Here is a 25,581-nt window from a genome sequence, read left to right as displayed (position 1 = left end):
ATGACCACCCACATGCTTGAAGGCTTCGTCCCTTTCCCCGCCGAATATGCCGCACGCTACCGCGCGCAAGGCTACTGGCAAGACCAATCGCTGGCCGAAGAGTTTGCCGGCGTCTTCCAGAAGTTTGCCGCCCGCACGGCCCTGGTCGACGGCGCGCGCAGCTTCACCTATGCCGACATCGACCGCTTGAGCGACAACCTGGCGCTAAACCTGCTGGACTTGGGCCTGAAGCCACAAGACCGCGTGATCCCTACGCTACCCAATGTGGCCGAATTTGTGATCCTGTACTTCGCGCTGCAGAAGATTGGCGCCATTCCGATCGCTGCCCTGGTGACGCACCGCTTCGCCGAGATCAACCAGTTCACCCAGTTGTCGCAAGCGCGTTGCTGCGTGTACCCCGAGCAGTTGGGCGACTTCGCCTTCAGCCCGATGATCGAACGCGTGCAGCAAGCACACCCCTGCTTGCAATTACGCTTGGTGTTGGGCCAAGCCAAGTCGGGCGAACACTCGCTGGAAGCGCTCATCAACACGCCGAGCACACTGCCACGCAGCGCCTTGACGCAGCAGAAGATCGAGCCCACCGCGCCGTGCATCTTCCAACTGTCGGGCGGCACCACCGGCATTCCGAAGCTGATTCCGCGCACCAACAACGACTACGCCTACAACTCCAAAGTAGCGTCTGAAGTGGTGGGCGTCACGGCGGAATCGGTGCTGCTGCTGGTACTGCCCATCGCCCACAACCTGCCGCTGGCCTGCCCCGGCATCCAGGGCTTTATGTTCAAGGGTGCGAAGGTGGTGTTGCACGCCAACACGCGCCCGGCCGAGATGTTTGCGCTGATCCAGCAGCACAAGGTCACCCACTTGAAAGTGGTGCCGGCGCTATTGATACGGCTGATCAACGATCCGAGCATTGCCAACTTCAACCTCGACTCGGTGCGGTTGATTCAAAGCGGCGGCCAACGCATGCAACCCGAAGTGCGGCTGCGCACGCGGCAACTCTTTCGCAACGCGTTTGTGCAAGAAAACTTTGGCATGAGCGAAGGCCTGCTGATGTTTGTGCGCGAGAGCGACCCTGAAGAAGTCAAGCTCGAAACCTGCGGTCGCCCCGTCTGCCCAGACGACGAAGTGATGCTGATCGACGACGAAGGCCGCATCGTGCCCGACGGCGAAGTCGGCGAACTCGCCTGCCGTGGCCCGTACACGCTGCGCGGCTACTACGGCGTACCCGAATACAACGCGCGCCAGTTCACGGCTGATGGCTTTTACCGCTCCGGCGACCTGATGCGAAAACACCCTTCAGGCAACTACATCGTTGAAGGCCGCAAGAAAGACCTGATCAACCGGGGCGGCGAAAAAATCAGCGCCGAAGAAGTGGAGAACCTGATCCTGATGCACCCCGCCGTGCAGAACGTGGCCTGTGTGCCCATGCCCGATGCCGCCATGGGCGAAAAGATGTGTGCGTGTGTGGTGCCCAAGCAGGGCCAGACGCTCACGCTGGAAGCACTCGTGGCCTTTCTGCAGACCCACGAGATCGCCAAGTTCAAGCTGCCCGAGCGCCTGGAATTGTTGCCCGACTTCCCGGTGTCGACCTTCGGCAAGGTATCGAAAAAAGCACTTGGCGAAATGGTGGCCGCGAAGCTCTCCGCCAGCAGCGCCGCCACAGCCTGACTGTCACTCACAAAAATAAAAGGAACGCCATATGCGCATCATTGACCTGCATTGCTACCCCGGCACCCAAACCTGGATCGACGCCCAAGGCCCCTACCCCGAAGCGCTGGCCACCTACTGGAAGCGCGACTGGGTGGCCAAATCTGAAGAGGACGTGATCGCCGAATTCACCACTGCCGGAGTGGAGGCCTGCCTGGTGGCCCTAGACCTGGAAACCACGGTGGCCACGCTGCCCTGCACCAACGAATATGTGCACGCCATGTGGCAACGCCACCCCCAGCGCATCTTGCAATGCTGGGGCGCGGTGGAGCCAGCCAAGGGCGAAATCGCCATTCGCCAAGTGCGCAAGGCGGTGCAGGAACTCGGATTCATCGGCTTTCACTTTCACCCCATCATGCAGCACTTCGCGGTGAACGACCGCCGCTACTACCCGCTGTTTGAAGAGATCAACGCCCTGGGTGCAGCGGTGATGATCGACGTGGGCACCACCGGCATGGGCGCCGGTATGCCCGGCGGCAACGGTGCACGTGTGCGGCACGCCCACCCCTCGCACATCGACGACCTGGCGGCCGACTTTCCCAAGCTGAAGATTCTGATGGCCCATCCCGGCTGGCCGTGGGTCGAAGAAACCACCGCCGTGGCGCTGCACAAGGGCAATGTGTTTTGGGAAATGTCGGGCTGGGCGCCGAAGCACTTCCCCGGCAACCTGAAAGTCGACATTCGCGGCCGCCTGCAAGACAAGATCATGTTTGGCAGCGACTACCCCAGCCTGCCCTACGAGCGCATCTTGCGCGAGTGGTCGGAGCTCGGCTACTCCGACGCCGTCATGGAAAAGGTCATGCACGGCAATGCTGAACGCGTGCTCGGACTCTAAAAAAACAAAGGAGACAGCTCAGATGAAAACCACCACAAAAACCATCAGCAAATCCATCTTCAGCATAGCTTGCACTGCCCTGCTTATGTCTACGATGAGCGCTTGCTCAGGCGGCGGCGACAGCTACAGTGCCGCACAAGACATCGTGACCGTGACCGGCGGCAAAGTCGCCGCCACCAGCGACTCCACCGAAGCCCACCGCGTATTCAAAGCCATCCCGTTTGCCGCGCCGCCAGTAGGCGATCTGCGCTGGAAGGCGCCGCAACCCGTGGCCGCCTGGAGCGGCGTGCGGCAGAACGACAACTTCTCCAACGCGTGTGTGATGGGCAACCGCCCGGCCGGCTTGCCCGGCGCCATCCTCTACCAACCCGCACCCGCGCAGAGCGAAGACTGCCTGTACCTCAACGTGTGGACCGGGGCCAGCAACAACGGCAGCATCGGCACTACCAAGCGCCCGGTGATGTTGCTGCTGCACGGCGGCGGCTATCTGCTGGGCTCGGGCGCACAGGCCAACTACGATGGTACGGGCTTGGCCGCCAAGGGCGCCGTGGTCGTCACGCTCAACTACCGCCTGGGCGCGTTGGGCTTCATGGCGCACCCTGAGCTGACGGCCGAGTCGGCCAACCATGCCTCGGGCAACTACGCGCTGCTCGACGCCATTGCCGCGCTGCAATGGGTCAAGACCAACATCGCCGCGTTTGGCGGCGACCCGGCCAACGTCACGCTCTACAGCGAATCGGCGGGTGCCGGGCTGGCGAGTGTGTTGCTGGCCTCGCCACCAGCCAGTGGACTGTTCCACCGCATGGTGACCGAGAGTTTGGCCGCCTTGCCAAGCTCCACCGCCAACCCCACGCTGGCCCAAGCCGAGGCTTCTGGCACCGCGCTCGGCACCACGCTGGGCGCCACCACACTCGCCGCGCTGCGCGCCAAGTCCGCCGCCGATGTGATGGCCGCCGCCGGTGCGTTGGTCGGCCCCATCGTTGATGGCTACGTGCTGCCCGACCAGTTGGACTTGCTGCTGAAACGCGGTGCCGTGAACGATGTGCCGCTGCTGGCCGGATGGAACTCGGACGAAGGCACGCCCTACCCCGCGTTCGCCACCACACTGGCGGCCTACAACACCACCGCCGCCGCGCGTTACGGCACGCTGGTCGATGACTTCAAAGCCACCTACCCCGTGGCCAGCGATGCCGATGTGCTGGCCATGGCCTACGCCCCCATGCGCGACAGCCTGTTTGCCTGGCAGCCGTGGACGCTGGCGCGCGCGCATGCACGCTTGGGCAAATCGAAAACGTTTCTCTACTTCTTCAACCGCCGCCCCAACTACTTTGCTGGGCAGAAGTTCACTGAGCTGGATCCACCCTCGCGCTACGGTGCCTACCACTCGCTGGAGCAGGTGTACTTCTACAACAACCTTGCGCGCAGCGTGCCCACACGCGACTACAACGCCACCGACGCAGCCATTGCCGATACGGCCTCCACCTACCTGGTCAACTTTGCGCGCAATGGTGACCCGAACGGCACGGGTGTGGCCACCTGGCCCGCGTTCACCAGCGCGGCCAGCCAGACGATGTATATCGGCGACGAGATCAAAGCCGGTGACGTGCCCTTCCGCACCGCGCTCGACTTCTATGACCGTTTCTACACGCAGGCCCTGGGCCGAGCACCGTTCTAAGACTCACACATGAACACTGCTTTAAAACACGCCTTTATCTGCGACGGCATCCGCACCCCCATTGGCCGCTACGGCGGCGCGCTTGCTAGCGTGCGCACCGATGACTTGGCGGCCCACCCGCTGCAGGTGTTGATGCAGCGCCACCCGCAGCTCGACTGGGCGCAACTGGAAGAGGTCTACTACGGCTGCGTGAACCAGGCCGGTGAAGACAACCGCAACGTGGCGCGCATGGCCGCGCTGCTGGCGGGCCTGCCGATCAGCGTGGCGGCAGCCACCGTCAACCGGCTGTGCGGCTCGGGCCTGGAGGCCATCGCCAGCGCCGCACGCGGCATTGCCACCGGGCAACTCGATCTGGCTGTTGCCGGTGGTGTGGAAAGCATGAGCCGCGCACCGCTGGTGATGCCCAAGGCCACGGCCGCCTTTTCGCGCCATGCCGAAATCCACGACAGCACCATCGGCTGGCGCTTCGTCAACCCGCGCATGGAAGCGCTCTACGGCGTTGACGCCATGGGCGAAACAGCGGAGAACGTGGCGCAAGAACACAGCATCTCGCGCGCCGACCAAGATGCCTTTGCGCTGCGCAGCCAGCAGCGCGCCGCACGTGCCATGCAGGCCGGGTGGCTCGCTGAAGAAATTGCCCCCGTCACTATTCCTGGGACGAAAGGCAGCAGCACCGTCGTCACCGAAGACGAACACCCACGCGCCGACACCACCGCCGAGAGCCTGGCCAAACTACGCCCTGCGTTCCGCCCCGCCGGCAGCGTGACCGCCGGCAATGCCTCGGGCGTGAACGACGGCGCGGCGGCACTGTTGCTGGCCAGCGAAGCCGGTGCCGCGCGTGCCAGCTTGCAGCCGCTGGCGCGTGTGGTGGGCATCGCCACAGCGGGCGTGGCGCCGCGTGTGATGGGCATAGGCCCGGTGCCCGCCGTGCAAAAGCTGTTGGCACAAACCGGCCTCACCATCAGCGACTTCGACGTGATCGAACTCAACGAAGCCTTCGCCGCCCAAGGCTTGGCGGTGTTGCGCAGCCTGGGCCTGCCGGATGACGGTGAACACATCAACGCCAACGGCGGCGCCATTGCGTTCGGCCACCCACTGGGCATGTCGGGCATACGCTTGGCGTTAACGGCCGTGCGCCAACTGCACCGCACCGGAGGCCGCTACGCGCTGTGCACCATGTGTATTGGCGTGGGGCAAGGCATTGCGGTCGCGTTTGAGCGGGTTTAACCAGGTTATGGAGAACCTCAACGCCGTCTTGCTGGAAGAACGCCCCGCACCACATGTCACCCTGCTGCGCTTGCACAGGCCAGCTCAACTCAACGCGCTGAACCTGGCGCTACGTCACACGCTCGCTGATGCCTTCACGCGGCTGGAGGCCGACGCAGAAGTGCGCGTCATCGTGCTGGCCGGCAGCGAGCGCGCCTTCTGTGCCGGAGCCGACCTGACCGAATACGTGGACGCCAGCGCCGTCGAGGTGGCCGAGCGCCACATGGGCCGCCTGTGGGACGCCATCGCGCAGTGCCGCAAGCCGGTGATCGCCGCAGTGCGCGGCTTTGCCCTAGGCGGCGGTTGCGAGCTGGCGCAACACGCCGACATCCTCATCGCCAGCGAAGGCGCGCGGCTGGGCCAGCCCGAAGTGACCATCGGCCTGATGCCCGGCGGCGGCGCCACACAACGACTGACCAAAGCCCTGGGCAAGTTTCGCGCGATGCAGTTGCTGCTGACCGGCGCGCCGGTCACCGCAGCGGAAGCCCTGGCGCTCGGCATGGTCAGCGAAGTACAGCCGGATGCGGCGGTAGAAGCCCGCGCCATCACGCTCGCCACGCAGTTGGCAGCGGGCCCGCAGCTCGCCATACAACTCATCAAGGAAGCCGTGCTGGCGGCAGACAGCCAACCATTGGAGCAAGGCTTGCAGTTGGAGCGGCGTATATTTCAGTTGCTGTTTGCCACGGCCGATAAAACCGAAGGCATTCGCGCACGGCTAGAAAAGAGGCCCGCAGTTTTTAAGTAAAAAGGGCGCCCACCGCTTATGGTTCTGAGGAGAGCAGCTATGGTTTTGATAGACGGCAGAACGTGACCTCAGGCCACGCTTTAGGCGGCTAAGATGGCTGGCTCACCAACTCAGAGCCACCCTATGCCCCAGTTCCTCGGCCACGTATCCGTCGTGGTGCGCGACTACGACGAAGCCCTTGCCTTCTATGTCGGCAAGCTCGGTTTCACCTTGGTTGAAGACCGCGCCATGCCCGCACAAGACAAGCGCTGGGTGCTGGTCACCCCACCCGGAAGCACACCCGGTTCGCGTGAATCAGGCTTGGTATTGGCCCGTGCATCAACACCCGAGCAAGCCGCACACATCGGTAACCAAACCGGCGGCCGCGTGTTCCTGTTCCTCTACACCGACAACTTTGCGCGTGACTTTGCAAACTACACCGCCCAAGGCGTGGTGTTTGTGCGCGGCCCCAAAGAAGAACCGCACGGCACGGTGGCCGTGTTCCAAGATCTGTACGGCAATCTGTGGGATCTGATCCAACCCAAATCAACGACTGGAGACACCCCATGAAGTTTGGCTACACCATCGTCTACGTGCCCGACGTGGCCGCATCGCTCAAGTTCTTCCAGGCAGCCTTCGGCATCACCACCCGCTTCCTGCACGAGTCTGGCACCTACGGCGAGCTGGAAACCGGCACCACCGCTCTGGCCTTCGCGGCCCATGCGCTGGGCGACGACAACTTCCCTGGCGGACATGTGCAAGCGCACCAGTCGGCGCAACCTTTGGGTTTTGAAGTGGCCCTGGTCACAGACGACGTGGCCGCAGCGCACGTCAAAGCCATTGCGGCTGGCGCCACAGAACTGGCCGCCCCCAAGACCAAGCCCTGGGGACAAGTGGTGTCATACGTGCGCTGCCCGGATGGTGTGTTGGTGGAGTTGTGCTCGCCCATCGGCGGGTGAACGGCAGGCCTGGCAAAACAGTACGAGGAGCATCGCGTTCTATGGACATCGAATTTGGCAACGCCGGTGAACTCGACACCCACGGCACCGGCTGGTTTGTGGGTTTCAGCGATTGGGCCCAAGACGGCAAAGCCAACCTGCGCCACATGCCCACGGACATGGCGAGCACAGGCCTGTGTGCGAAGTGGTACATGCACCCTGCAGGCCACCCGAATGGAGAAGACAAGCCCATCAGCGAAGGCCGCACGCTTGCCTTACTGGCCGGGCCGCCAGGCGCTTTCAAGATCGAGTTCAGCCTGTCGCCCACGTTCGAGCCCAGTGCCACCGAGGCCTATGTGTTGCGCCGCACCGGCGACTTTGTGGCCTGGGGCGCGGGCATTTACCACCGCTCTTTTGGGCTGGAGCCGAGTTGCATTCTGACGCTGCGCTGGGCGCCTGAGGCATGATGTATTTTTTGCGGAAAGGACTGCCATGCGACAACTGTTGACCAGTCTCTGCGGCGCACTGCTGTTAACCGCGTGTGCCGCGCCGCCCGGCTCTTACAAGTTCACGGCCACCACGCCAGACGGCAAACCGGTGACCGGCAGCATCACGACGGACGCGCGTGGCTTGTCGGATGCACGCACCAGCATCTGCATGGAGCACCCTGGCGCGACGGTCAAGGTGGTGGATGCCAGCACGGAACAAGAGGTGGCCGGCGCCAGCCCCTACAAATGTCCATGAGTTGCTGGCTCTAGGCTTAAAGAAAAATAGCCCCTGACGCACAGTACATGTGCGTCAGGGGCTATGGTTTCTGCTGTGGGTTGCGGTCTGGATCAGAACGCTGCAGGGCGCCACTTCAGCAGACGCTTCTCCACGCGGCTGAGCAAGAAGTCAGCAGCCAGTGCCACCACCGCCAACACAATCATCGCGGCAAACACACCACTGGCGTTGAACGCGCCTTGTGCAGTGGCGATCAGCAGGCCGATGCCTTCTTTGGCGCCCAAAAATTCGCCAACCACGGCGCCCACCAGGGCGAAGCCGAAGCTCACGTGCAAGCTGGCCAAGATCCACGACATGGCCGACGGGATGACCACCGCAAATGTCACCTGGCGCTTGGAGGCACCGAGGATTTGCGCGTTGGCGATCATGTATTTGTCGGCCTCACGCACACCCTGGAAGGCGTTGCCAAACACGACGAAGAACACCATCACCACCGCCAGCGCTACCTTCGACGCCATACCCAGACCCAGGGCAATGACAAACACCGAGCCCAGCACCACGCGGGGGATGGAGTTGGCGATCTGGATGTAGAGGCTGAACACATCAGACAGCAGCTTGTTGCGGCCCAGCAAGATGCCGCACACCACACCGGCCACCGAGCCGATGAGGAAGCCGATCACCGTTTCTTCCAGCGTCACCAGCACCTGCTGCCACAGCGGGCCTTGCGACGTGCCCTCGTTCACCCATTCCACAATCTGCGCCCAGATCATCGAAGGCATGGAATAGAAAAACGGGTCGATGACTTTGTAGCGCGCGGCCAGTTCCCAGCCGCCCAAGCCCACCACCAGCACCAGCAGGCGCAAGGCGATGATCATGGAGTTGCGGCGGCGGATGGCGGCTTGTGCGATTTCGGATTCGCGAGCCAGCGCTTCATCGCTGAGCGAGGCTGGCAAGGCGGCGTTGCCGGGGGTGATGCCTGTTGCGTTCATGGAATTTCTTTCTTGGATCGAGGGGCTGATGACGGACGCGGTCATACCTTGACTTCCTCGCGCAGGTCGTCCCAGATGTGTTTTGAGAGTTCAACGAAACGCGGGTCGTAACGCACTTCCGACATCACACGCGGACGCGGCATGTCGATCTCGTACACGCGCTTCAGCGTGCCGGGACGGGCGGACAGCACAAACACGCGATCGGCCAGCGCGATGGCTTCTTCCAGATCGTGGGTGATGAACACCACCGAGCCGCCGGTGCCGCCCCAGAGTTGCAGCAACTCGTCCTGCATCAAGGTACGGGTCTGCATGTCGAGCGCCGAGAACGGTTCGTCCATCAACAAAATTTCGGGGTTGTTGATGAAGGTCTGCGCCAGCGCCACACGTTTGCGCATGCCGCCCGAGAGCTGGTGCGGATAGTGTTTGCCAAACTTGGAAAGGCCCACGCGGTGGATCCATTCCTGCGCCATCTCCAGCGCTTCTTTCTTGGACTTGCCACGGAACATCGGGCCGGCGGCCACGTTGTCTTCCACACTGCGCCACGGGAACACGGCGTCGGCCTGGAACACAAAACCAATACGCGGGTCGATGCCGGTCACGGGCTGGCCCATCACCCGTACCTCGCCCACGGTGGGCTTCAGCAGGCCGGTGATCATGTTCAGCGTGGTCGACTTGCCGCAGCCGGTGGGGCCGACGACGGCGACAAACTCGCCGCGCGCCACCGCCATGCTGAAGTTGCGCAAGGCCACGGTGGCGTTGCCGTCTTGCGAGATGAAGCGCAGCGACACGTCTTTGAATTCAATGGCCGGGGTGGCTGCGGCTTCGGCAGCAGCGCCAGCACCAGCGGGCAAGTCGTTCTTCATGGTGAATCTCTTTGCTTGGAAATGACTTGGATGGTTGCGCTTACTTGGTTTACTTCGCAGTAGCCAGGAAGGCGTTGGTGTAGGTCTTGGACAAGTCGATGTTCTTGCTCTTGACCTGTGGCTTGTAGGTGGAGAGCACTCGCAGCACGGTCTCGGGGCCGCCGGTGGGCATGCGGCCATCGGTGGTGAACATGGGCAGCGAAGCCTTCAGCGCTTCAACGTACAAGGCCTTGTCGTTGCCGTAGTAGTCGCGTGGCACCAGCTCAGCAATTTGCTCGGCCGTGTGGGTCTGGATGTAGGCCATGGTGCGGGCAAAGGCGCGCGCCAGTTTGCCGGCTTGGTCTTTGTGCGCATCGGCCCATTCGTTTTGCACGTACAGACTGGCGGCGGGGTACAGGCCACCGATGGCGGCGCGTGTACCGGCTTCCGTGCGCAGGTCGACCAGTACCTTGGCGTCGCCCGACTTGATCATTTGCGACACCGTGGGCTCGGTGGTCATGCCGGCCTGGATACGGTCTTGCTTCATCGCCGCGATGAAGGTGTTGCCGGCGCCCACGGGCAGCAGCGAATAGTCTTTAGAGGCCAGGCCTTGGCGGTCGGCCAGGTAACGCGTCAGGAACTCGGTGGACGAACCCAGGCCCGTCACCCCCAGCGTTTTGCCCTTGGCTTCGGCCATGGTGTTGAAGGTGGGTGCGGCCTTGGTCGACACCAGTTCCACCTCGCCCGGCACCTTGCAGAACACCGCAATGGCTTCAATCTCTTTGCCCTTGGCTTGCAGGTCGATGGTGTGGTCGTAAAAGCCCACCACGCCTTGCACGGCGCCAGCGATCAACTGGTTCTCGGCGTCCACACCGGCAGGTTGCGATTGCAGCTCGACGTTCAGGCCTTCGTCCTTGAAGTAGCCCAGGGCTTCGGTCAGCTTGGCCGGCAGGTAGATGATCTTGTTGATGCCGCCCACCATGATGGTGATGGGCGCGTCTGCCGCGTGAGCCACTGGGGCGGCAATAGCAAAAGCGGCGGAAAGAGCGGCGGCCAACAAGGTACGACGGGAAGCGGATGAAGCGAACATGGTGTCTCCTGGCGGAAAGATGAAGACCTGCTGGCGATTGCGGCAGGTTGAAATCAGTTTAGAAATTGGCATCCTTCGGCAAGCTTTCGCTGCACCGCAACATTTCTAGTGGATTACCCTCAAGCCACCGTGTTTCCAGTGGCATCCTTAGAATCCGCAGCACCATGAAACTCTTGCTCATAGAAGACACGCCCGAGTTGGCGCACTGGCTGGCCAGCCTGCTGCGCGAGCAAGACTTTGTGGTCGACCACGTGGAAGACGGCGACGCCGCAGACCGCCTGCTGCAGCAAGCGCGCTACGACGTGGTGCTGCTCGACTTGAACCTGCCGCAGCTCTCGGGCAAAGGCGTGTTGCGCCGCTTGCGCGAACGCGGCGACAGCGTGCCGGTGATCATCCTCACCGCCACCGCCTCGCTCGACCAAAAGGTGTTGTGCCTGGAGATTGGGGCCGACGACTACCTCGTCAAACCGTTTGAGGCGCGCGAACTGGTGGCACGCATCAAGGCGCTGGTGCGCCGGCAAATGCCCACCAAAAGCAACGACCTGAGCTGCGGTGACCTGCACTACGACCTGCGCACACGCCAGTTCACGCTGGCCGGCAAAGAGCTGCCTCTGCCGCCACGCGAACGCACGCTGCTGGAAACGCTGATGCTCAAGGCGGGCAGCACGGTCTCCAAACAAGCACTGCTCGACGCGCTGTTTGGGCTGGACGACGAGCCCAGCGCCGATGCACTCGACATCTATGTGCACCGCCTGCGCAAGAAACTGGAACACAGCGAGGCGACCATCATCACGCTGCGCGGCGTGGGCCACCTTCTGCGCACCCGAGACGAGTAAATCCGTGCTCAACAGCCTGCGCATCCGCCTGGCCTTGTGGCTGCTGCTGCCGCTGTCAGTGTTTGTGGCGCTGTGTGGCTACCTCAGTTGGCGCAACGCCGCCACCGTGGCCGACTACGTGCAAGACCACGACCTGCTGGCGTCTGCCAAGGTGTTGTCTGACCGGCTGATCTGGGAAGGCGACAACGTGCAAGCCAGCGTGCCGCCCTCGGCTTTGAGCCTGTTCAATTCGACCGAACGCGACCGTGTGTTCTTGAGCGTAGTGGGCGCCGATGGCACGGTGTTGGCCGGCTCGCCCGACTTTCCACTGCCGCCCGTGCGCCGCGCCGAGGGCTCTGACCGCGCGCAGTGGTACGACACCGTAATCGACAACATTCCGGCGCGTGCGGTGGTGACCACGCGTGCCATGTACGACGTGGCCGGCGCGCAAGAAGTCACCATTGCCGTCGGTAAAACCACGCGCAGCCGCGACCACATGCTCAACACGCTGTGGTGGCCCACGATGGAGTACTTGCTCATCGCACTGCTGCTGGCGATTGTGCTCACCACGCTGGCACTCACATTGGAGTTACGCCCGGTGGTGCGCCTCAGCCGCCATCTGGCGCAACGTGACCCCCTGCACCTCGACCTGTCGGTCAACGCTGACGCGCTGCACACCGAGTTGCGGCCGATCGCCGACACCTTGAACCGCTTTGTGAGCCAACTCAAGGCGCACTCCGAAGCGCAGCGCCGCTTCATTGCCGATGCGGCGCACCAGTTGCGCACACCGCTGGCGCTGCAAGCCTCACAAATTGAATTCGCGCGCTACACACGCCAGCACCGTGGCGAGTGGGACACGCGCCGCGCCGACATGGACACCCTGTGGCGCGAGATGCAAACCAGCAACCGCCGCCTGGTGGACGTGACCAACAAACTGCTGCTGTTGGCGCAGGCCGAACACAGTGACGCCCACACCCAGTTGGGGCCGGTGGATCTGGCTTCTGTGGCCTTGCGTGCGGTAGAGCAACTCGCGGCATTGGCCGACCGCCGCAACATCGACCTGGGCCTGGACATTGCGCCCGATGCCACGCAAGCCAAGGTGCTCGCCCAGCCCGCGCTGCTGGATGCGCTGACCACCAACCTGCTCGACAACGCCCTGCGTTACACCCCCGAGGGCGGCCGCGTCACCGTAGCCGTACGCCGCTTGGCTGATGCCGTGGAGCTGACGGTAGAAGACAACGGCCCGGGCATTCCGGTGGAAGCGCGCGAGCGCGTGTTCGAGCGGTTTTACCGCGCCTCGCAAGACACAGAAGGCACCGGCTTGGGCCTGGCCATCGTGCAGCAGATTGCCCATGCCTTTGCGGTCAGCGTGACGCTGGCGAGCCCGCCAGACGAGGCACAAGGCCTGGTGGTGTCGGTGGTCTTTCCTGCGCTGGCGGCTGACGCGTCAAGCTGAGTTGAGTGTTGCATCAACCGACCACAACGCTACCGCATTGATAGCAACTTGTGCTCATCCCACAAGCGCAAACGGCTCATTTTTCAAACAGCCTTCTCGGCGAGTAACACACCGTCGCTGGCCCCGCGCACGGCCAGCGATGCTGAGCATCCACACGATTTTCCGGCACTGTCCTACAAGCGAGCCTGTTATGGTTTACCCACATGCAAACCCTGCCTCGCCTCTCTCAGCCTATCGCCCTTTTTCTCGACTTTGACGGCACGCTCGTGGAGCTGGCCGACCAGCCGGAACTTGTGCACGTGCCACCCACCCTGGTGCCGCTGTTGACGCGGCTGCAGCAGCAATTGGGCGGCGCGCTGGCCATCATCACCGGCCGGCGCATCGTCGATGTGGATGCCTTTTTGGCGCCCCTGGTTTTGCCGTCAGCCGGCGAACACGGTGCGCGCAGACGCGATGCTGCTGGAGAGCTGGTGGCCTCCCCTGCGCCCGATTTGAATGCCGTGATCGACCGCTTGGTGCCCCTGGCCGAGCGCTACCACGGCCTGCGTTTGGAGCGCAAGGAAACGGGCGTGTCGCTGCACTACCGCAACGCACCTGATCTGGAAGACTTGTGCCGCGACACCATCACCGACGCCCTGCGTGACCAGCCCGGCCTGGCGTTGCTGCATGGCAAACGGGTGTTTGAGGCCAAGCCTGCGGGCGTCAACAAAGGGCGTGCGATTGAAGCGTTCATGCAAGAAGCCCCTTTTGCAGGCCGCCAGCCGGTGTTTGCCGGCGACGACGTCACCGATGAAAGCGGCTTTGAAGTCGTGCAACGCCTGCAAGGCTTTGGCATCAAGGTGGGCGTCGGCCCTAGCCAGGCGCTGCACCGCTGCACCGGCCCCGCTGCGGTACTCGAATGGCTGGCGTTGCTGGCCGACCACCCGAGCCAGACTTCCGCCCTAAAAGACACCCCGCGCCGGAATCAAAAGCCCCCCGAAAGTCCCAAGGCTTCATAACACGGCGCGATTTTCAACCCCCTTCAAGGAGCCCCAACATGCCGCAACCAGAAACATCTCCGGGCTTTGGTGCACCACTTCCAGCTTCGCTCTCCATGGGCGTGATCGGCAACTGCGCCTTCAGTGCGCTGGTCGACCAACGCGCTCGCATCGTCTGGTGTTGCCTGCCGCGATTCGACAGCCCACCGGTGTTCAACGCCCTGCTGGAACCCGGCGAAGACGCCACCGCGTTTGGCATTGAAATCGAAAACTTTGCCAGCAGCCGCCAGTGGTACGAGCCCAACACGGCCGTGCTGCGCACACAGTTGTTTGATACCGCCGGCCACGGCTTGGAGATCACCGACTTTGCGCCGCGCTTCTTCAGCCGTTCGCGTTATTTTCGCCCCACCTGCATCGTGCGCCGCGTTCGCCCCATTCAGGGCGCCCCACGTATTCGTGTCAACCTCGAACTGCGCTACGACTGGGGCGTAGACGCCCCCGAAGTCACACGCGGCAGCAACCACCTGCGCTTTGTGGGCGACGAGCAAACCCTGCGCCTGAGCACCGACGTGCCGGTGTCTTACGTCATCGACAAAACGCCTTTTTTGTTGACGCGCGAACACAACTTTCTGCTCGGCGCCGACGAATCCTTGGACACCGGCCTGGGCGACACGGCGCGGCTGTTCGAGCAGGAGACCATCTCGTACTGGAAGAAGTGGAGCCAGCGTTTGGCCGTGCCGCTGGAGTGGCAAGACGCGGTGATCCGCTCGGCCATCACGCTCAAGTTGTCGCTGTTTGAAGAGACCGGCGCCATCGTCGCCGCCATGACCACCAGCGTGCCTGAAGCGCCCGACAGCCAGCGCACCTGGGACTACCGCTACTGCTGGCTGCGCGATGCCTTTTTTGTGGTGCGCGCACTCAACAGCTTGTCTGAAGTGGGCACCATGGAAGACTACCTGCGCTGGTTGTCCAATGTGGTGGCCAGTTCCAAGGGCGCGCACATCCAGCCGCTGTACGGCATCGGCCTGGAACGCGAGCTGCCCGAGAGTTTCATCGAGCACCTGCAAGGCTTTCGCGGCATGGGCCCGGTGCGCCAGGGCAACCAGGCGCAAGAGCATTTCCAGCACGACGTGTACGGCAACATCGTGCTGGGTGCGGCGCAGGCTTTCCATGACCAGCGCCTGCTGCATCGTGCGGGCACGGCTGAGTTTGGGCACCTCGAAGCCGTGGGTGAACAGGCGGTACGCGTCTACGGCCAGCCCGATGCCGGCATGTGGGAGCTGCGCACGCGTGCGCGCATCCACACCTCTTCTGCGCTGATGAGCTGGGCCGCCTGCGACCGGCTCGCCAAGATCGCCCACGTGCTGGGGCTGACCGAGCGAGTGGATTACTGGCAGGCGCACGCGGTACGCATGCGCGAAGAGATCCTGGCCAAGTCGTGGAGTGAAGAACGCCAGGCCTTCGCGGAAAGCTTTGGCGGCCGCGACCTCGACGCCAGCGTGCTGCTGATGGCCGAGGTCGGCTTCATCGACCCGCGTGATTCGCGTTTTGTGGCCACCGTGGAAGCCATGGAAAAGTCGCTGTGCGATGGCCCCTACATGCGCCGGTATGAGGCCGCCGACGACTTTGGCAAGCCCGAGACGGCTTTCAACATCTGCACCTTCTGGCGCATCGACGCTCTGGCGCGCATCGGCCGCATCGACGAGGCGCGCGCCATTTTCGAGGCCATGTTGGCGGTGCGCAACCACCTGGGGTTGCTGTCGGAAGACACACACCCGGTCACCGGCGAGATGTGGGGCAACTTTCCGCAGACCTATTCGATGGTGGGGGTGATCAACGCGGCGATGCGTTTGTCCGCGCCGTGGGACAGCCAGATCTAAAAAACCAAAAATCAAAAAAAGGGAGTGCACCATGGGACGTTTAGTTGTTGTATCGAACCGGATTGCTGATCCGCGCAAGGTGGCCGCTGGTGGCCTGGCGGTGGCTCTGGGCGAAGCCTTGCGCTCCACTGGCGGGCTGTGGTTTGGCTGGAGCGGCACCATCAAAACTGACGGCACGCCCGGTGAAGGTGAGCTGCATGTGCGCCAAGCCGGCGAGGTGACGCTGGCCACCGTCGACCTGTGCCAAGAAGACCACGACGGCTTCTATCTGGGCTACAGCAACGGTGTGTTGTGGCCGGTGTTCCATTACCGGCTGGATTTGGCCAACTTTGACACCGGACTGGTCAACGCCTACCGTCGCGTCAACCAGATGTTTGCGCGCAAGCTGATGACGCTGCTCAAGCCCGACGACGTGATCTGGATCCACGACTACCAGTTGATTCCCCTGGGCGCCGAGCTGCGCGCCATGGGCTGCACCAACCGCATCGGCTTCTTCTTGCACATTCCGCTGCCACCCGCGCAAATCATGAGCGCGCTGCCGCAGCACGAGTGGCTGATGCGCTCGATGTTTTCGTACGACCTGGTGGGCTTTCAAAGCGAGGCCGACGTGCAGCACTTCGCGGCTTATCTGCAGCAAGAGGTGCCGGTGGAAACGCCGGCACCCGGGCTCTACAAAGCCTATGGGCGCACCTTGCGGGCGGAAGCGTTCCCCATCGGCATCGACGTCAACGAGTTCCAAGACCTGGCCAACGCGCGCGAAGGCTTGGACATGGCGCAACGCATGCGCGAGGAATACGCCCGCCGCCGTCTGCTGCTCGGCATTGACCGGCTGGACTATTCCAAGGGCCTGCCGCAGCGCGTGCGTGCGTTTCGCCACCTGCTGGCCAACTACCCGGAGAACCGCAACAGCGCCACGTTGATCCAGGTGGCCTCACCGTCGCGCGAAACGGTGGATGCCTACGCCGATATCCGCCAGGAGTTGGAGCACCTTTGTGGTGCCATCAATGGCGACTACGGCGAGCTGGACTGGATGCCCGTGCGCTACATCCACCGCACCGTGGCGCGGCATCGCTTGCCGGGCCTGTACCGCGCGGCCCGCGTCGGCCTGGTGACGCCGCTGCGTGACGGCATGAATCTGGTGGCAAAAGAATATGTGGTGGCGCAAGACCCGGAAGATCCCGGCGTATTGGTTTTATCGCGCTTTGCCGGTGCTGCCGAGCAATTGAAAGAAGCCTTAATGGTTAATCCATATGACGAGCATGGAACTGCCGAGGTTATTCAGCAAGCGCTTCAAATGACATTACCGGAGCGAATTGATCGTCACCAAAATCTATTAAAACAAATTCGTGTATACGATGTTCATTGGTGGCGACATCGTTTTCTTGAGGTACTTTCTGAAACAGAATCCACACAGAATGGAAATATGAGCCATTTGTAAAGTAATACAAAGTTGATTTGCTCAGATTCCGAACCATTCACCAATAAAACAAAAAAGGCCGGGATTACCGGCCTTTTTTGTTTCAAACGTTTCGTCTGAAGCCAAGCAATAAAGACATTGAAGAATGCCTTACTGCCCGCGTTGGAGCTTACTGCGCAATCAGGAATTGGGCGCGATCCTGGTCTTGAATCCAACGTGGTGGCTTGCCACGACCGGTCCAGGTGTCCCCTGTGGTGGGATTACGGTATTTAGGAGCAACACGAGCGCCTGGAGCCTTCGCTTCGCCTGCGGCTTTAGGGCCACGGGTTTTGCCTGTAGGAAAAACATCTTCCGGCGTCAAAGCAAAATCGGCGACCAGAGCACGAACTTGCGCCAAAGCAGCCGCGTTTTCGCGTTGACGTGCTTCGCTGATTTGCTGATCCAATTGAGCGCGCTGCTGAAGAAGTTCTTTATAGCTGGACATATGGCTGTGTGATGATTGAATGAAAGATACGCCATATTATATTCACAGAATCAAATGCGTGCATTTCGACCCGAAATGAATTCGATATTTCGAGGCGACAAGCATTAATTCACAAATATGAGCCAAGCCATCCCGCGCGCAGTGGCTTCATTACGCGCGGCAACCCTCAGGCGATTTAGTTGGACTCCAACAAGGCCAATGCCGCGAAATCGCCGACTTTATCTTCCAAACCAGCCGGTACGCAGCTAAAGCCTAAAGTCAGTGATGGAATACGGCCATCAATTTGGGCTTGCAGTCGCGGCAATAACAACTCGCGGTTATGCCAGAACACGCTGCCACCCAAGCTAATGCGCTGCAAATCGAGTGTCACCACCAGGTTATACAAAGCACGGCCCAATACGCGGCAGAGCTCATCGACGATGGCCAAAGCGGCAGCATCGCCTTCACCTGCGCTTTTGAACAAGGGTGCGGCCTCCACACCAAAACGGCGCGCAATGGCATTGCCCGCCACCATGCCTTCGATATCGCCCACGTTGCCGCACCCGCATAGGGCGTCGTCGTTGTCGACCACAAACATGTGGCCCGCGTGGCCCGCGTTGCCGTTTTTGCCACGCAACACATGGCCATCAACACACAGGCCCATGCCGATGCCGGTGCTCCACGTGACGTAAGCGCAGTGGTCCAGCCCACGCAGTGCGCCCCAGCGGCGTTCGGCTTCCAGCGCAGCGATGCAGTCGTTCTCGACCCGCACCTTGCCGAACTTGGCGCGCAAAGGCGCTTCCAGCAGGGCCGACATCCAGTCATTAGGCAGGCCGCGTGCCGGGCCCGCCAGGCCACCGCAAATGTTGGGCGCGGCCAGTTCGACCAAGCCGTTGTTCAGCACAAAGGGGCCACAGGACGACACACCGACTTCGGTGATGCTCGCCACATCGACGCCCAGCTCGGCTGCGGACTCACCAATCATGCGGATGATTTGCACCGCCAGCGCATCGTTGTTGCCGGTTTTGGCGGTAGGTTCGGCGCGGCGGGCTTTCAGCTCTGGCGTGCCGGCTTCGCCTTCGGTCAGGCTGACGGCAACCTTGGTACCGCCAATATCAACACAAGCTTTCATAAGATCAGACTAGATTAGTTTTGAAATAACGCCGGCAATCACGCTCAGCACAATGGTGGAGGCGAATGGAATAAACCATTCGCGCCCGAAAAGTTTGAACCGCAGGTCTCCGGGCAGCCTGCCGAAGCCAAGTTTCCCCAGCAACGGGGTAAACCAGTTGATCAGCAGCAAAGCCAAGAAAACAACGATGAGCCAACGGATCACAGCGTGTAGCTGCGGTCACCATGGGCAAAACCCATGGCGTCCCAAACAGCACCTTTGGTAAAACCCACCACCTTGAACAGCTCGCCCATCTCGTGCTCGTGCACCAGTTTGGCGGCATGCGCGCGCTGCACCGGCCCGCAGGCATCCATCGCCGGACCCAGGCCGCAGTTGAACAGGAAATGCGCTTGCGGGGCGTAACCAAGTACTTCAAAACCGGCGTCTTGCCCGGCCAGCGCAATGCCGGAGAAGTTGACGTGGGCGGTGATGTCTTTCAAGCCCACCGCCACCAGCGGATCGTCATCCGCACGGTGCAACTGGTGGCACATTACCGTGCCGCCGCTGCGTTGCGCGTGGTAGTACTCGCTCTCGGGAAAACCGTAGTCCAGGAAGAATGCCGCGCCTTGCGTCAGCCGTTCCGCCAGGGTCTTGATGAAGGCTTCGCCCTGGGGGTGGATCTCGGTCAGGTAGTCGTGCGGACCGTCAACATCGATGGGCGGGCGCAGCGCTGTGGGGCGGTCTTGCCAGGCGAAAGCGCCATCCACGTTGACCGTCACGCCGCGCTCAAACCATGCGCCGTTTTTGCGCGCCAGCAGTTGCACGGGCATGGCGTCGAGCACTTCGTTGCCCACCACCACGCCTTGCATGCTGTCGGGCAAAGCATCGACCCAACGCACTTTGTGCGCAAACGCCGCCAGCTTTTCTTGCTGGCGTGCGCGCAAAGTGCCTGATAAGTCGACGATGGTGTAGCGCTGCACGGCGTCGCCCAAGGTCGTCAAAAGCTGCAGAGCCAGTGCACCGGAGCCGGCACCAAACTCCCAGACTTCAGATGTGCCGGTGTGCGTCATCGCCTCTTGCACCTGCGCGGCCAGGCAATAGCCGAAGAGCGGGCTGAGTTCCGGGGCAGTCACAAAGTCGCTGCCGGCCACACGCTCACCGTCTTGCACGGTGTAGGGCATGGGGCCGAATTTGACACTGGTGTTGGTGTAGTAACCCAGCGCCGGGGTGTACAGCGCCAGGGCCATGAATTGGTCGAACCCGATCCAGCCGCCGGCGGCGTGGATCTGGTCCACGATATGCACATGCAGGGGGGTCGTTAAACTGTCGGTTGTTGTCGTCACCCCTTGATTGTCTCTGAATGCCGTCATCTGTAACGCGCCCCGCTGAGTCCTGTTCTTCGCTTGTAACTCCGGCAGACACGCCCACGCGCCGCACGGTGCTGGTCACGGGGGCTGCCAAGCGGTTGGGGCGCGAGATCGCCCTGGCACTGGCGGCCGACGGCTGGCAGGTGGCCGTGCACTATTGGAAGTCGGCTGAAGATGCTCACAAAACAGTAGCTGATTGTGTAGACCTGGCGCGCAACAAAGACCTCAAACATGCGGCCTTTCAGGCGCGGCTCGACAACGAAGCCGAAGTGAGGGCGCTGTTCCCGCAGGTGCTTGCACACTTCGGCACCGTAGATGCGGTGGTCAACAGCGCCGCCGCTTTTGAAAACGACACAGCCGACAGCTTCAGCTTTGCCTCCATGGAAAGCCACTGGCGCAGCAACACCGCTGCCCCCGTGCTGCTGGCCCAAGCGCTGCACCAGCATTTGCTGACGCGCCCCGCCGGGCCGGACGGCAGCCTGCCGCAAGGCGCCGTGGTCAACCTGCTGGACCAGAAGCTGTGGAACCTGAACCCTGACTTCTTCAGCTACACGCTCTCCAAAGCCGCACTCGAAACCGCCGGCACCATGCTCGCCATGGCGCTGGCACCGCGCGTGCGGGTCGTAGGCGTTGCCCCGGGGTTGACGCTGACCAGCCACCTGATCGACGATGCCACCTTTGCCGAGCGCCACCGCCTTTCGCCGCTGGGCCGCTCGTCTACCCCGGCCGATGTGGCCGCCACAGTTAAATTCGCGCTGGACAACCGCTCCCTCACCGGCACCACGCTGGTGGTCGACGGTGGCCAGCACCTGATGAAGTTTGAGCGCGACTTTTCCTTGATGTGACCCTGCGCCTTGTTGTCCTTTTTGTAGAAGACACCGCGCCATACCCTTCGCCACCCAAGCCACCATGCAAAACTCTGCCGGCAGCCAAACACTGCACCTCACCGGACTGCGTTTCGACGCCAACCTGGGCATTCTTGATTTCGAACGCAACGGCCCGCAGCCGATCCTGGTGAACGCCTCGCTGAACCAAGGCGCGCAACCGCTGCACCCGCGCGATGACGACATCCACCACGTGCTCGATTACCGCAAGGTGCGCCAGATCATCATCGACGAATGCACGGCCGAACACGTGAACCTGCTGGAGAGCATGATCGGCAAACTGGCCCAGCGCCTGATGCTGCTGCCTGGCGTGTTGGGCGTGCGCGTGAAGATCGCCAAGCTGGAGATTTTTGACGACTGCGAGGTTGCCATCGAGATGGAAGCGGGTCAGTGGTAAAGCACCCGTCGCCAGAGCTAGCCCGCCGCACGTTGGTGCTGGGCGTGTTGCTCTCCGCCTGTGGCGCATCGCTTGCCGCCACAGAGCCCTCGGTGCGTGTACTGACCGAAGAGTACCCGCCCTACAACTTCACCCAAGACGGCAAACTCACTGGCCTGAGCACCGAGGTTGTGCAGGCCGTGGTCAAAGAGGTCCAGAAGGATGGCCCGCTCAAGGCCAGCTTCACCTCCATGCCCTGGGCGCGTGCGTACGACATCGCGCAGCTCGAAGAAAACGTGGCCATCTATTCGATGAACCGCGCCAAACACCGCGAGCAACTGTTCAAGTGGGTGGGCGTGGTGGCCCCAAGCGATTACTACCTCTACGCGCTGAAGAAGCGCCGGTTCACGCTACGCAAGCTCGACGATGCGCAAAACCTGCAAATTGGCACCGTCAACCAGGCCATCGGCGAGCAGTACCTGGTGCAGCGCGGCTTTACGCTGGGGCGCAATCTGCAGTCCAGCGCCAAATATGAGCAGGGCTACGACAAGCTCAAGCTCGGCCGCATCGACCTGTGGATCATCAACGAACTGGGCGCGGCGCAAATCGCTCGCCAAGCGGGTGACGACCCGGACGAGTTGCTGGAGAAAGTGCTGTTTCTGCCCGAGGTGAGCGCGGGCAACTACCTGGCGTTCAGCCTGTCGACACCCGATGCACTGGTGGAACGTTTCAGAAAAGCGCTAGAGACCATCAAGAAAAACGGCACATACGACGCGATTCAGAAAAAATGGCGTTAAATCGGCGGCATGGTATTTGCCTTCGCCCCATCGCCCTTCACCGCTGCCCTGTACCTTTTTCACCACCTTGAATTCGCCACCGCCGCCCCTCGTCCTCCCCGCGAAGAAAGCCTCAAGCCTGGGTGCTCGGCTGGTGCTGGCAACGCTGCTGTTTTCGCTGCTGTTCACCGTGGTGGTGGTGGTGGTGCGCACTTGGTCCACCTGGCAAAGCAACGTGGCGGCGATGGACGCCGAACTCAAAACGGTGGCGCAAATCTACCAGCGCACCCTGGCCAAGTCGGTGTGGGACATGGACCGCGAATCGCTAGAAGCGCATATGGCGGGTTTGTCGGATGTAGCTTCGGTGGGCAAAGCCGTCATCAACTTCAAGGCCGGTACGCGCAAGCAAGACCGGCTGGAAAACACCCGCGACGGCTGGAAGCCGTCCACCTCAGCGCCCAGCCTGCAAACCCCCCTGATCTACGAACCATTTCCCGGCGGTGCCGAGACGGTGGGCGAGTTTTCGCTGTATGGCGACGAGCGTGTGTTGTGGAAACGGCTGCGTGGGGAGTTAACCGCCATCATCCTGACCCAAGTGGCCCAGTCCCTGTTGCTGGCCAGCTTGATCATGCTGCTGTTTCACAAGTTGGTGACGGTGCATGTACGCCACATCGCCACCCACCTGGCGCAACTGCGGCCCAGCGCCCTGGGGCGCAAGCTCACCCTCAGCCGGCGCCCACAGCGGCCCGACGAGTTGTCAGCCCTGGAAGCCGGCGTGAACCAGTTGCAAAGCAACGTGGGCGATTACCTGGAGCAGCAACAGCGCTTTGAAACCGAGCTGGCGGCCCACCGCGACCGCCTGGCGCTGCTGGTGAACGAACGCACGGCCGCGCTGCAGGCCAGCAACACCCGGCTGGAGAACGCCAACATCGCATTGGAAAACCTGGTACGCACCGACGCCCTCACCGGCCTGGCCAACCGCCGCCAGTTCGACGAAACCAAAGAAGTCGAACTGCGCCGTGCGTTGCGCACCGGTAGCCCGCTGACGCTGCTGGTCTGCGACATCGACGACTTCAAGCTCTACAACGACACCTATGGCCACGCCGTGGGCGACCACTGCCTGTGCGCCGTGGCCACCACCATCGGCAGCCACTTCGGCCGCGCTGGCGACCTGGTGGCGCGCATCGGCGGCGAAGAGTTCGTGGTGCTGCTGCCGGCCACCGAAGCCGCACACGGCCTGCGCCTGGCCAATGAACTGTTGGCCGCGATCGCGGCCCTCGGCATTGAAAACCGCAACGCCCAAGCCGCCCAATACATCACCCTGAGCATTGGCTTGGCCGAACTCGACCCGCAGCGTGTGGACAGCGTGGACGTGTTGTTCAAGCAGGCCGACGCCGCGCTGTACCGCGCCAAATTGGGCGGACGCAACCGCGTCGCGGTGCACGGGCAAGAGTCTTAAAAATCAAGCAAGGAACCCATCATGCAGATTCGATCTTTGCCAACACTTTCGTGGCTCGGCCTGTGGGTGGCGGCCCTCGGCTGGCTCCCTGCGGTGGGCGGCGCTCAGACGGTGCAGGTCGTTACCGAGGCTTCCGCTTACGTGCATTTGGTGGACGGCCGCGCAGCGGGCCCCGCCACCGAACTCACGGACAAGGTGTTGCAGCTCGCGGGCGTGAAGGACTACCGCATCAACGTCTACCCCTGGGCGCGCTCGTATGAAATGGCGCAAACCGAGCCCAATGTGCTGATCTACCTGCTGGCCCGCACGCCGGAGCGCGAAACCATGTTCCAGTGGGTCGGCGAATACACGCAGATCCGTTATGCGCTCTACAAACTACGGGCCCGCGCAGATGTCAACGGCACCACTCTGGCGGCCGCGCGCAACCAAGTGGTGGGCGTGATGCGCGAAGACCTGCGCCACCAGTATTTGCGCAAACAAGGCTTCACCCGGCTGGTGCTGTCGTCAGGCGGGGCCGAAAACTTCTCGCAACTGGTCAACGGCCAGGTTGACCTGATTCCCATGAGCGACGCCGGCGCCGTCAACTACTGCCGCGAGTTCAAGGTGGACTGCAACACGCTGGAAAAGCAACTCCCACTGGAAGAAGTCAACGTCGGTCTCTACATGGCCTACAGCAAGGGCACAACACCCGAATTGGTGAAACGCACCACCGCCGCGTTCGACCAGTTGCGCGCCAATGGCACCGTGCGCAGACTGATGGAAAGCGTGGCCACCAAGTAGCGCGCAGGGCGTGTCACGGTGCCATGAAGGCCCCGGCCAAACCGGAAAATGGGGCTTCGCGGGATAATCGGTGTTTTCTGGACCCTGAAGACCACACCATGAGCGCCGTATGGACTGCTGACGAGGCTGCGCCCGTCACCCCTGATTTCAAGATCGAACGCGAAACACACAAGCTGGAGAAACGCCTGTGCCGCGAGGTCGGCCGCGCCATCGTCGACTTCAACATGATCGAAGAAGGCGACAAGGTCATGGTCTGCATGAGCGGTGGCAAAGACAGCTACGGCATGCTCGACATCTTGCTCAAGCTCAAGGCGCGCGCACCCATCCACTTTGACATCATCGCCGTCAACCTGGACCAGAAGCAGCCTGGTTTTCCCGAGCACGTACTGCCCGAGTACCTCACCTCGCTGGGCGTGCCGTTCCACATCGAGAACCAGGACACCTACAGCATTGTCAAACGCGTCATTCCCGAAGGCAAAACCACCTGCGGCCTGTGCAGCCGCCTGCGCCGTGGCATTTTGTACCGCGTGGCCGATGAGCTGGGCGCCACCAAGGTGGCGCTGGGCCACCACCGCGATGACATTCTGCAAACCTTCTTCCTGAACATGTTCTTCGGCGGCAAGTTGAAGAGCATGCCCCCGAAGCTGGTGAGCGACGACGGCCGCCACATCGTCATCCGTCCCATGGCTTACGTGGCCGAAAAAGACCTGGTGCGCTGGGCCGCCCACCGCCAGTTCCCCATCATTCCGTGCACGCTGTGCGGCAGCCAGGAAAACCTGCAACGCAAACAAGTCGCCGAGATGCTGCGCGAGTGGGAAAAGAAGCACCCCGGCCGCGTGGAGAACATGTTTGGCGCACTGCAGAACGTCGTGCCTTCACATTTGGCCGACGGAACCATCTATGACTTCAAAGGTCTGAAAGCCACGGGTGTGCCGGATGCCGATGGCGACAAAGCGTTTGATGGCGAGTCGTTCAACACCACGGGCATCCAAGGCTTGCCGGGTTTGCAGGTCGTAACAATTTAAGCGGGT

The 25,581-nt window shown here is 62.2% G+C and carries 27 protein-coding genes; 20 read left to right on the top strand and 7 right to left on the bottom strand.

Annotated features, from left to right (window positions below; translation table 11 throughout):
• The 9 genes from ACPWMG_RS04440 (at position 1) to ACPWMG_RS04400 (ending at position 7,889) form a co-directional block, all read left to right on the top strand.
• On the top strand, positions 1-1,668 hold the full coding sequence (locus ACPWMG_RS04440) for a (2,3-dihydroxybenzoyl)adenylate synthase (RefSeq protein WP_483303450.1): 1,668 nt from the start codon (positions 1-3) through the stop codon (positions 1,666-1,668).
• Between the two features lie 31 nt (positions 1,669-1,699).
• A complete protein-coding gene (locus ACPWMG_RS04435; protein ID WP_483303449.1) occupies positions 1,700-2,542 on the top strand; it encodes an amidohydrolase family protein in 843 nt (280 codons plus the stop codon).
• Positions 2,543-2,627: 85 nt separating this feature from the next.
• Positions 2,628-4,217: a carboxylesterase/lipase family protein gene (locus ACPWMG_RS04430; RefSeq protein WP_483303448.1), complete on the top strand. Its 1,590-nt coding sequence runs from the start codon at positions 2,628-2,630 to the stop codon at positions 4,215-4,217.
• Positions 4,218-4,226: 9 nt separating this feature from the next.
• Positions 4,227-5,444, top strand: a complete 1,218-nt coding sequence (gene pcaF / locus ACPWMG_RS04425; RefSeq protein ID WP_483303447.1) for a 3-oxoadipyl-CoA thiolase — start codon at positions 4,227-4,229, stop codon at positions 5,442-5,444.
• A 7-nt stretch (positions 5,445-5,451) separates the two neighbouring features.
• Positions 5,452-6,228 carry an enoyl-CoA hydratase-related protein gene (locus ACPWMG_RS04420; RefSeq protein WP_483303446.1) on the top strand — a complete coding sequence of 259 codons (777 nt, stop codon included), beginning with the start codon at positions 5,452-5,454 and terminating at the stop codon, positions 6,226-6,228.
• 123 nt (positions 6,229-6,351) lie between these two features.
• Positions 6,352-6,777, top strand: coding sequence for a VOC family protein (locus tag ACPWMG_RS04415; RefSeq protein WP_483303445.1), 426 nt, complete (start codon positions 6,352-6,354; stop codon positions 6,775-6,777).
• Complete coding sequence (locus ACPWMG_RS04410) at positions 6,774-7,166, top strand: VOC family protein (RefSeq protein WP_483303444.1); 393 nt, start codon at positions 6,774-6,776, stop codon at positions 7,164-7,166. Before ACPWMG_RS04415 ends, ACPWMG_RS04410 begins: the two co-directional genes overlap by 4 nt.
• A gap of 41 nt (positions 7,167-7,207) precedes the next feature.
• A complete protein-coding gene (locus tag ACPWMG_RS04405) occupies positions 7,208-7,612 on the top strand; it encodes a hypothetical protein (RefSeq protein WP_483303443.1) in 405 nt (134 codons plus the stop codon).
• 25 nt (positions 7,613-7,637) lie between these two features.
• Positions 7,638-7,889: a hypothetical protein gene (locus ACPWMG_RS04400; protein ID WP_483303442.1), complete on the top strand. Its 252-nt coding sequence runs from the start codon at positions 7,638-7,640 to the stop codon at positions 7,887-7,889.
• Positions 7,890-7,981: 92 nt separating this feature from the next.
• Here ACPWMG_RS04400 and ACPWMG_RS04395 read toward each other — a convergent pair whose 3' ends face one another.
• From ACPWMG_RS04395 to ACPWMG_RS04385, 3 genes are read right to left on the bottom strand one after another with little or no spacing between them, the layout of a single operon-like run.
• Entirely contained in the window at positions 7,982-8,857 is an 876-nt protein-coding gene (locus ACPWMG_RS04395; RefSeq protein WP_483303441.1) for an ABC transporter permease, read from the bottom strand.
• Positions 8,858-8,898: 41 nt separating this feature from the next.
• A complete protein-coding gene (locus tag ACPWMG_RS04390) occupies positions 8,899-9,720 on the bottom strand; it encodes an ABC transporter ATP-binding protein (RefSeq protein WP_483303440.1) in 822 nt (273 codons plus the stop codon).
• A 49-nt stretch (positions 9,721-9,769) separates the two neighbouring features.
• Positions 9,770-10,789, bottom strand: a complete 1,020-nt coding sequence (locus ACPWMG_RS04385; protein ID WP_483303439.1) for an ABC transporter substrate-binding protein — start codon at positions 10,787-10,789, stop codon at positions 9,770-9,772.
• 164 nt (positions 10,790-10,953) lie between these two features.
• Here ACPWMG_RS04385 and ACPWMG_RS04380 point away from each other — a divergent pair, with 164 nt between their 5' ends.
• The 5 genes from ACPWMG_RS04380 to otsA all read left to right on the top strand — a co-directional run bounded on the left by ACPWMG_RS04380 (position 10,954) and on the right by otsA (position 17,355).
• On the top strand, positions 10,954-11,625 hold the full coding sequence (locus ACPWMG_RS04380) for a response regulator (RefSeq protein WP_483303438.1): 672 nt from the start codon (positions 10,954-10,956) through the stop codon (positions 11,623-11,625).
• A 4-nt stretch (positions 11,626-11,629) separates the two neighbouring features.
• Positions 11,630-13,060, top strand: coding sequence for a sensor histidine kinase (locus tag ACPWMG_RS04375; protein WP_483303437.1), 1,431 nt, complete (start codon positions 11,630-11,632; stop codon positions 13,058-13,060).
• Positions 13,061-13,263: 203 nt separating this feature from the next.
• Positions 13,264-14,058: a trehalose-phosphatase gene (gene otsB / locus ACPWMG_RS04370; protein ID WP_483303436.1), complete on the top strand. Its 795-nt coding sequence runs from the start codon at positions 13,264-13,266 to the stop codon at positions 14,056-14,058.
• A 38-nt stretch (positions 14,059-14,096) separates the two neighbouring features.
• On the top strand, positions 14,097-15,917 hold the full coding sequence (locus ACPWMG_RS04365; protein WP_483303435.1) for a glycoside hydrolase family 15 protein: 1,821 nt from the start codon (positions 14,097-14,099) through the stop codon (positions 15,915-15,917).
• 31 nt (positions 15,918-15,948) lie between these two features.
• A complete protein-coding gene (gene otsA / locus ACPWMG_RS04360) occupies positions 15,949-17,355 on the top strand; it encodes an alpha,alpha-trehalose-phosphate synthase (UDP-forming) (RefSeq protein WP_483303434.1) in 1,407 nt (468 codons plus the stop codon).
• A 148-nt stretch (positions 17,356-17,503) separates the two neighbouring features.
• On the opposite strand, the gene ACPWMG_RS04355 is transcribed toward otsA, so the two are convergent.
• The 4 genes from ACPWMG_RS04355 to ACPWMG_RS04340 all read right to left on the bottom strand — a co-directional run bounded on the left by ACPWMG_RS04355 (position 17,504) and on the right by ACPWMG_RS04340 (position 20,278).
• Positions 17,504-17,818, bottom strand: coding sequence for an H-NS histone family protein (locus tag ACPWMG_RS04355; RefSeq protein ID WP_483303433.1), 315 nt, complete (start codon positions 17,816-17,818; stop codon positions 17,504-17,506).
• Positions 17,819-17,993: 175 nt separating this feature from the next.
• The gene (locus ACPWMG_RS04350; RefSeq protein ID WP_483303432.1) at positions 17,994-18,929 is read right to left on the bottom strand and encodes an ROK family protein; all 936 of its coding nucleotides are present in this window, start codon (positions 18,927-18,929) and stop codon (positions 17,994-17,996) included.
• Positions 18,930-18,938: 9 nt separating this feature from the next.
• Positions 18,939-19,133, bottom strand: coding sequence for a DUF2905 domain-containing protein (locus ACPWMG_RS04345; RefSeq protein WP_483303431.1), 195 nt, complete (start codon positions 19,131-19,133; stop codon positions 18,939-18,941).
• Positions 19,130-20,278 carry a class I SAM-dependent methyltransferase gene (locus tag ACPWMG_RS04340; protein WP_483303430.1) on the bottom strand — a complete coding sequence of 383 codons (1,149 nt, stop codon included), beginning with the start codon at positions 20,276-20,278 and terminating at the stop codon, positions 19,130-19,132. The genes ACPWMG_RS04345 and ACPWMG_RS04340 overlap by 4 nt, the downstream gene beginning before the upstream one ends.
• Between ACPWMG_RS04340 and ACPWMG_RS04335 the strand changes: the two genes are divergently transcribed.
• The 6 genes from ACPWMG_RS04335 to ttcA all read left to right on the top strand — a co-directional run bounded on the left by ACPWMG_RS04335 (position 20,269) and on the right by ttcA (position 25,575).
• Positions 20,269-21,120 carry an SDR family oxidoreductase gene (locus ACPWMG_RS04335; RefSeq protein WP_483303429.1) on the top strand — a complete coding sequence of 284 codons (852 nt, stop codon included), beginning with the start codon at positions 20,269-20,271 and terminating at the stop codon, positions 21,118-21,120. The two genes, ACPWMG_RS04340 and ACPWMG_RS04335, sit on opposite strands and share 10 nt — an antisense overlap.
• A gap of 64 nt (positions 21,121-21,184) precedes the next feature.
• Positions 21,185-21,556 carry a dihydroneopterin aldolase gene (locus ACPWMG_RS04330; protein ID WP_483303428.1) on the top strand — a complete coding sequence of 124 codons (372 nt, stop codon included), beginning with the start codon at positions 21,185-21,187 and terminating at the stop codon, positions 21,554-21,556.
• Entirely contained in the window at positions 21,550-22,332 is a 783-nt protein-coding gene (locus ACPWMG_RS04325) for a substrate-binding periplasmic protein (protein ID WP_483303427.1), read from the top strand. The genes ACPWMG_RS04330 and ACPWMG_RS04325 overlap by 7 nt, the downstream gene beginning before the upstream one ends.
• Positions 22,333-22,399: 67 nt before the next feature.
• Positions 22,400-23,770 (top strand): GGDEF domain-containing protein, encoded by a 1,371-nt coding sequence (locus ACPWMG_RS04320; RefSeq protein ID WP_483303426.1) that lies wholly within the window; start codon positions 22,400-22,402, stop codon positions 23,768-23,770.
• A gap of 21 nt (positions 23,771-23,791) precedes the next feature.
• A complete protein-coding gene (locus ACPWMG_RS04315) occupies positions 23,792-24,550 on the top strand; it encodes a substrate-binding periplasmic protein (RefSeq protein ID WP_483303425.1) in 759 nt (252 codons plus the stop codon).
• Between the two features lie 98 nt (positions 24,551-24,648).
• Positions 24,649-25,575: a tRNA 2-thiocytidine(32) synthetase TtcA gene (gene ttcA, locus ACPWMG_RS04310; protein ID WP_483303424.1), complete on the top strand. Its 927-nt coding sequence runs from the start codon at positions 24,649-24,651 to the stop codon at positions 25,573-25,575.
• Positions 25,576-25,581 lie beyond the last annotated feature (6 nt).

Origin of the sequence: Hydrophilobacter chitinilyticus (genome assembly GCF_049860745.1) — a bacterium.
Taxonomy (GTDB): domain Bacteria; phylum Pseudomonadota; class Gammaproteobacteria; order Burkholderiales; family Burkholderiaceae_C; genus Rhodoferax_B.
This window is presented reverse-complemented; position numbering and strand designations above follow the sequence as displayed.

What these genes read in the sequence shown, in the direction of transcription:
- ACPWMG_RS04440 (WP_483303450.1), top strand. Translation starts at nt 1, where the DNA reads ATGACCACCCACATGCTTGAAGGCTTCGTCCCTTTCCCCGCCGAATAT.
- ACPWMG_RS04435 (WP_483303449.1), top strand. Translation starts at nt 1,700, where the DNA reads ATGCGCATCATTGACCTGCATTGCTACCCCGGCACCCAAACCTGGATC.
- ACPWMG_RS04430 (WP_483303448.1), top strand. Translation starts at nt 2,628, where the DNA reads ATGTCTACGATGAGCGCTTGCTCAGGCGGCGGCGACAGCTACAGTGCC.
- pcaF (WP_483303447.1), top strand. Translation starts at nt 4,227, where the DNA reads ATGAACACTGCTTTAAAACACGCCTTTATCTGCGACGGCATCCGCACC.
- ACPWMG_RS04420 (WP_483303446.1), top strand. Translation starts at nt 5,452, where the DNA reads ATGGAGAACCTCAACGCCGTCTTGCTGGAAGAACGCCCCGCACCACAT.
- ACPWMG_RS04415 (WP_483303445.1), top strand. Translation starts at nt 6,352, where the DNA reads ATGCCCCAGTTCCTCGGCCACGTATCCGTCGTGGTGCGCGACTACGAC.
- ACPWMG_RS04410 (WP_483303444.1), top strand. Translation starts at nt 6,774, where the DNA reads ATGAAGTTTGGCTACACCATCGTCTACGTGCCCGACGTGGCCGCATCG.
- ACPWMG_RS04405 (WP_483303443.1), top strand. Translation starts at nt 7,208, where the DNA reads ATGGACATCGAATTTGGCAACGCCGGTGAACTCGACACCCACGGCACC.
- ACPWMG_RS04400 (WP_483303442.1), top strand. Translation starts at nt 7,638, where the DNA reads ATGCGACAACTGTTGACCAGTCTCTGCGGCGCACTGCTGTTAACCGCG.
- ACPWMG_RS04395 (WP_483303441.1), bottom strand. Translation starts at nt 8,857, where the DNA reads ATGAACGCAACAGGCATCACCCCCGGCAACGCCGCCTTGCCAGCCTCG.
- ACPWMG_RS04390 (WP_483303440.1), bottom strand. Translation starts at nt 9,720, where the DNA reads ATGAAGAACGACTTGCCCGCTGGTGCTGGCGCTGCTGCCGAAGCCGCA.
- ACPWMG_RS04385 (WP_483303439.1), bottom strand. Translation starts at nt 10,789, where the DNA reads ATGTTCGCTTCATCCGCTTCCCGTCGTACCTTGTTGGCCGCCGCTCTT.
- ACPWMG_RS04380 (WP_483303438.1), top strand. Translation starts at nt 10,954, where the DNA reads ATGAAACTCTTGCTCATAGAAGACACGCCCGAGTTGGCGCACTGGCTG.
- otsB (WP_483303436.1), top strand. Translation starts at nt 13,264, where the DNA reads ATGCAAACCCTGCCTCGCCTCTCTCAGCCTATCGCCCTTTTTCTCGAC.
- ACPWMG_RS04365 (WP_483303435.1), top strand. Translation starts at nt 14,097, where the DNA reads ATGCCGCAACCAGAAACATCTCCGGGCTTTGGTGCACCACTTCCAGCT.
- otsA (WP_483303434.1), top strand. Translation starts at nt 15,949, where the DNA reads ATGGGACGTTTAGTTGTTGTATCGAACCGGATTGCTGATCCGCGCAAG.
- ACPWMG_RS04355 (WP_483303433.1), bottom strand. Translation starts at nt 17,818, where the DNA reads ATGTCCAGCTATAAAGAACTTCTTCAGCAGCGCGCTCAATTGGATCAG.
- ACPWMG_RS04350 (WP_483303432.1), bottom strand. Translation starts at nt 18,929, where the DNA reads ATGAAAGCTTGTGTTGATATTGGCGGTACCAAGGTTGCCGTCAGCCTG.
- ACPWMG_RS04335 (WP_483303429.1), top strand. Translation starts at nt 20,269, where the DNA reads ATGCCGTCATCTGTAACGCGCCCCGCTGAGTCCTGTTCTTCGCTTGTA.
- ACPWMG_RS04340 (WP_483303430.1), bottom strand. Translation starts at nt 20,278, where the DNA reads ATGACGGCATTCAGAGACAATCAAGGGGTGACGACAACAACCGACAGT.
- ACPWMG_RS04330 (WP_483303428.1), top strand. Translation starts at nt 21,185, where the DNA reads ATGCAAAACTCTGCCGGCAGCCAAACACTGCACCTCACCGGACTGCGT.
- ACPWMG_RS04315 (WP_483303425.1), top strand. Translation starts at nt 23,792, where the DNA reads ATGCAGATTCGATCTTTGCCAACACTTTCGTGGCTCGGCCTGTGGGTG.
- ttcA (WP_483303424.1), top strand. Translation starts at nt 24,649, where the DNA reads ATGAGCGCCGTATGGACTGCTGACGAGGCTGCGCCCGTCACCCCTGAT.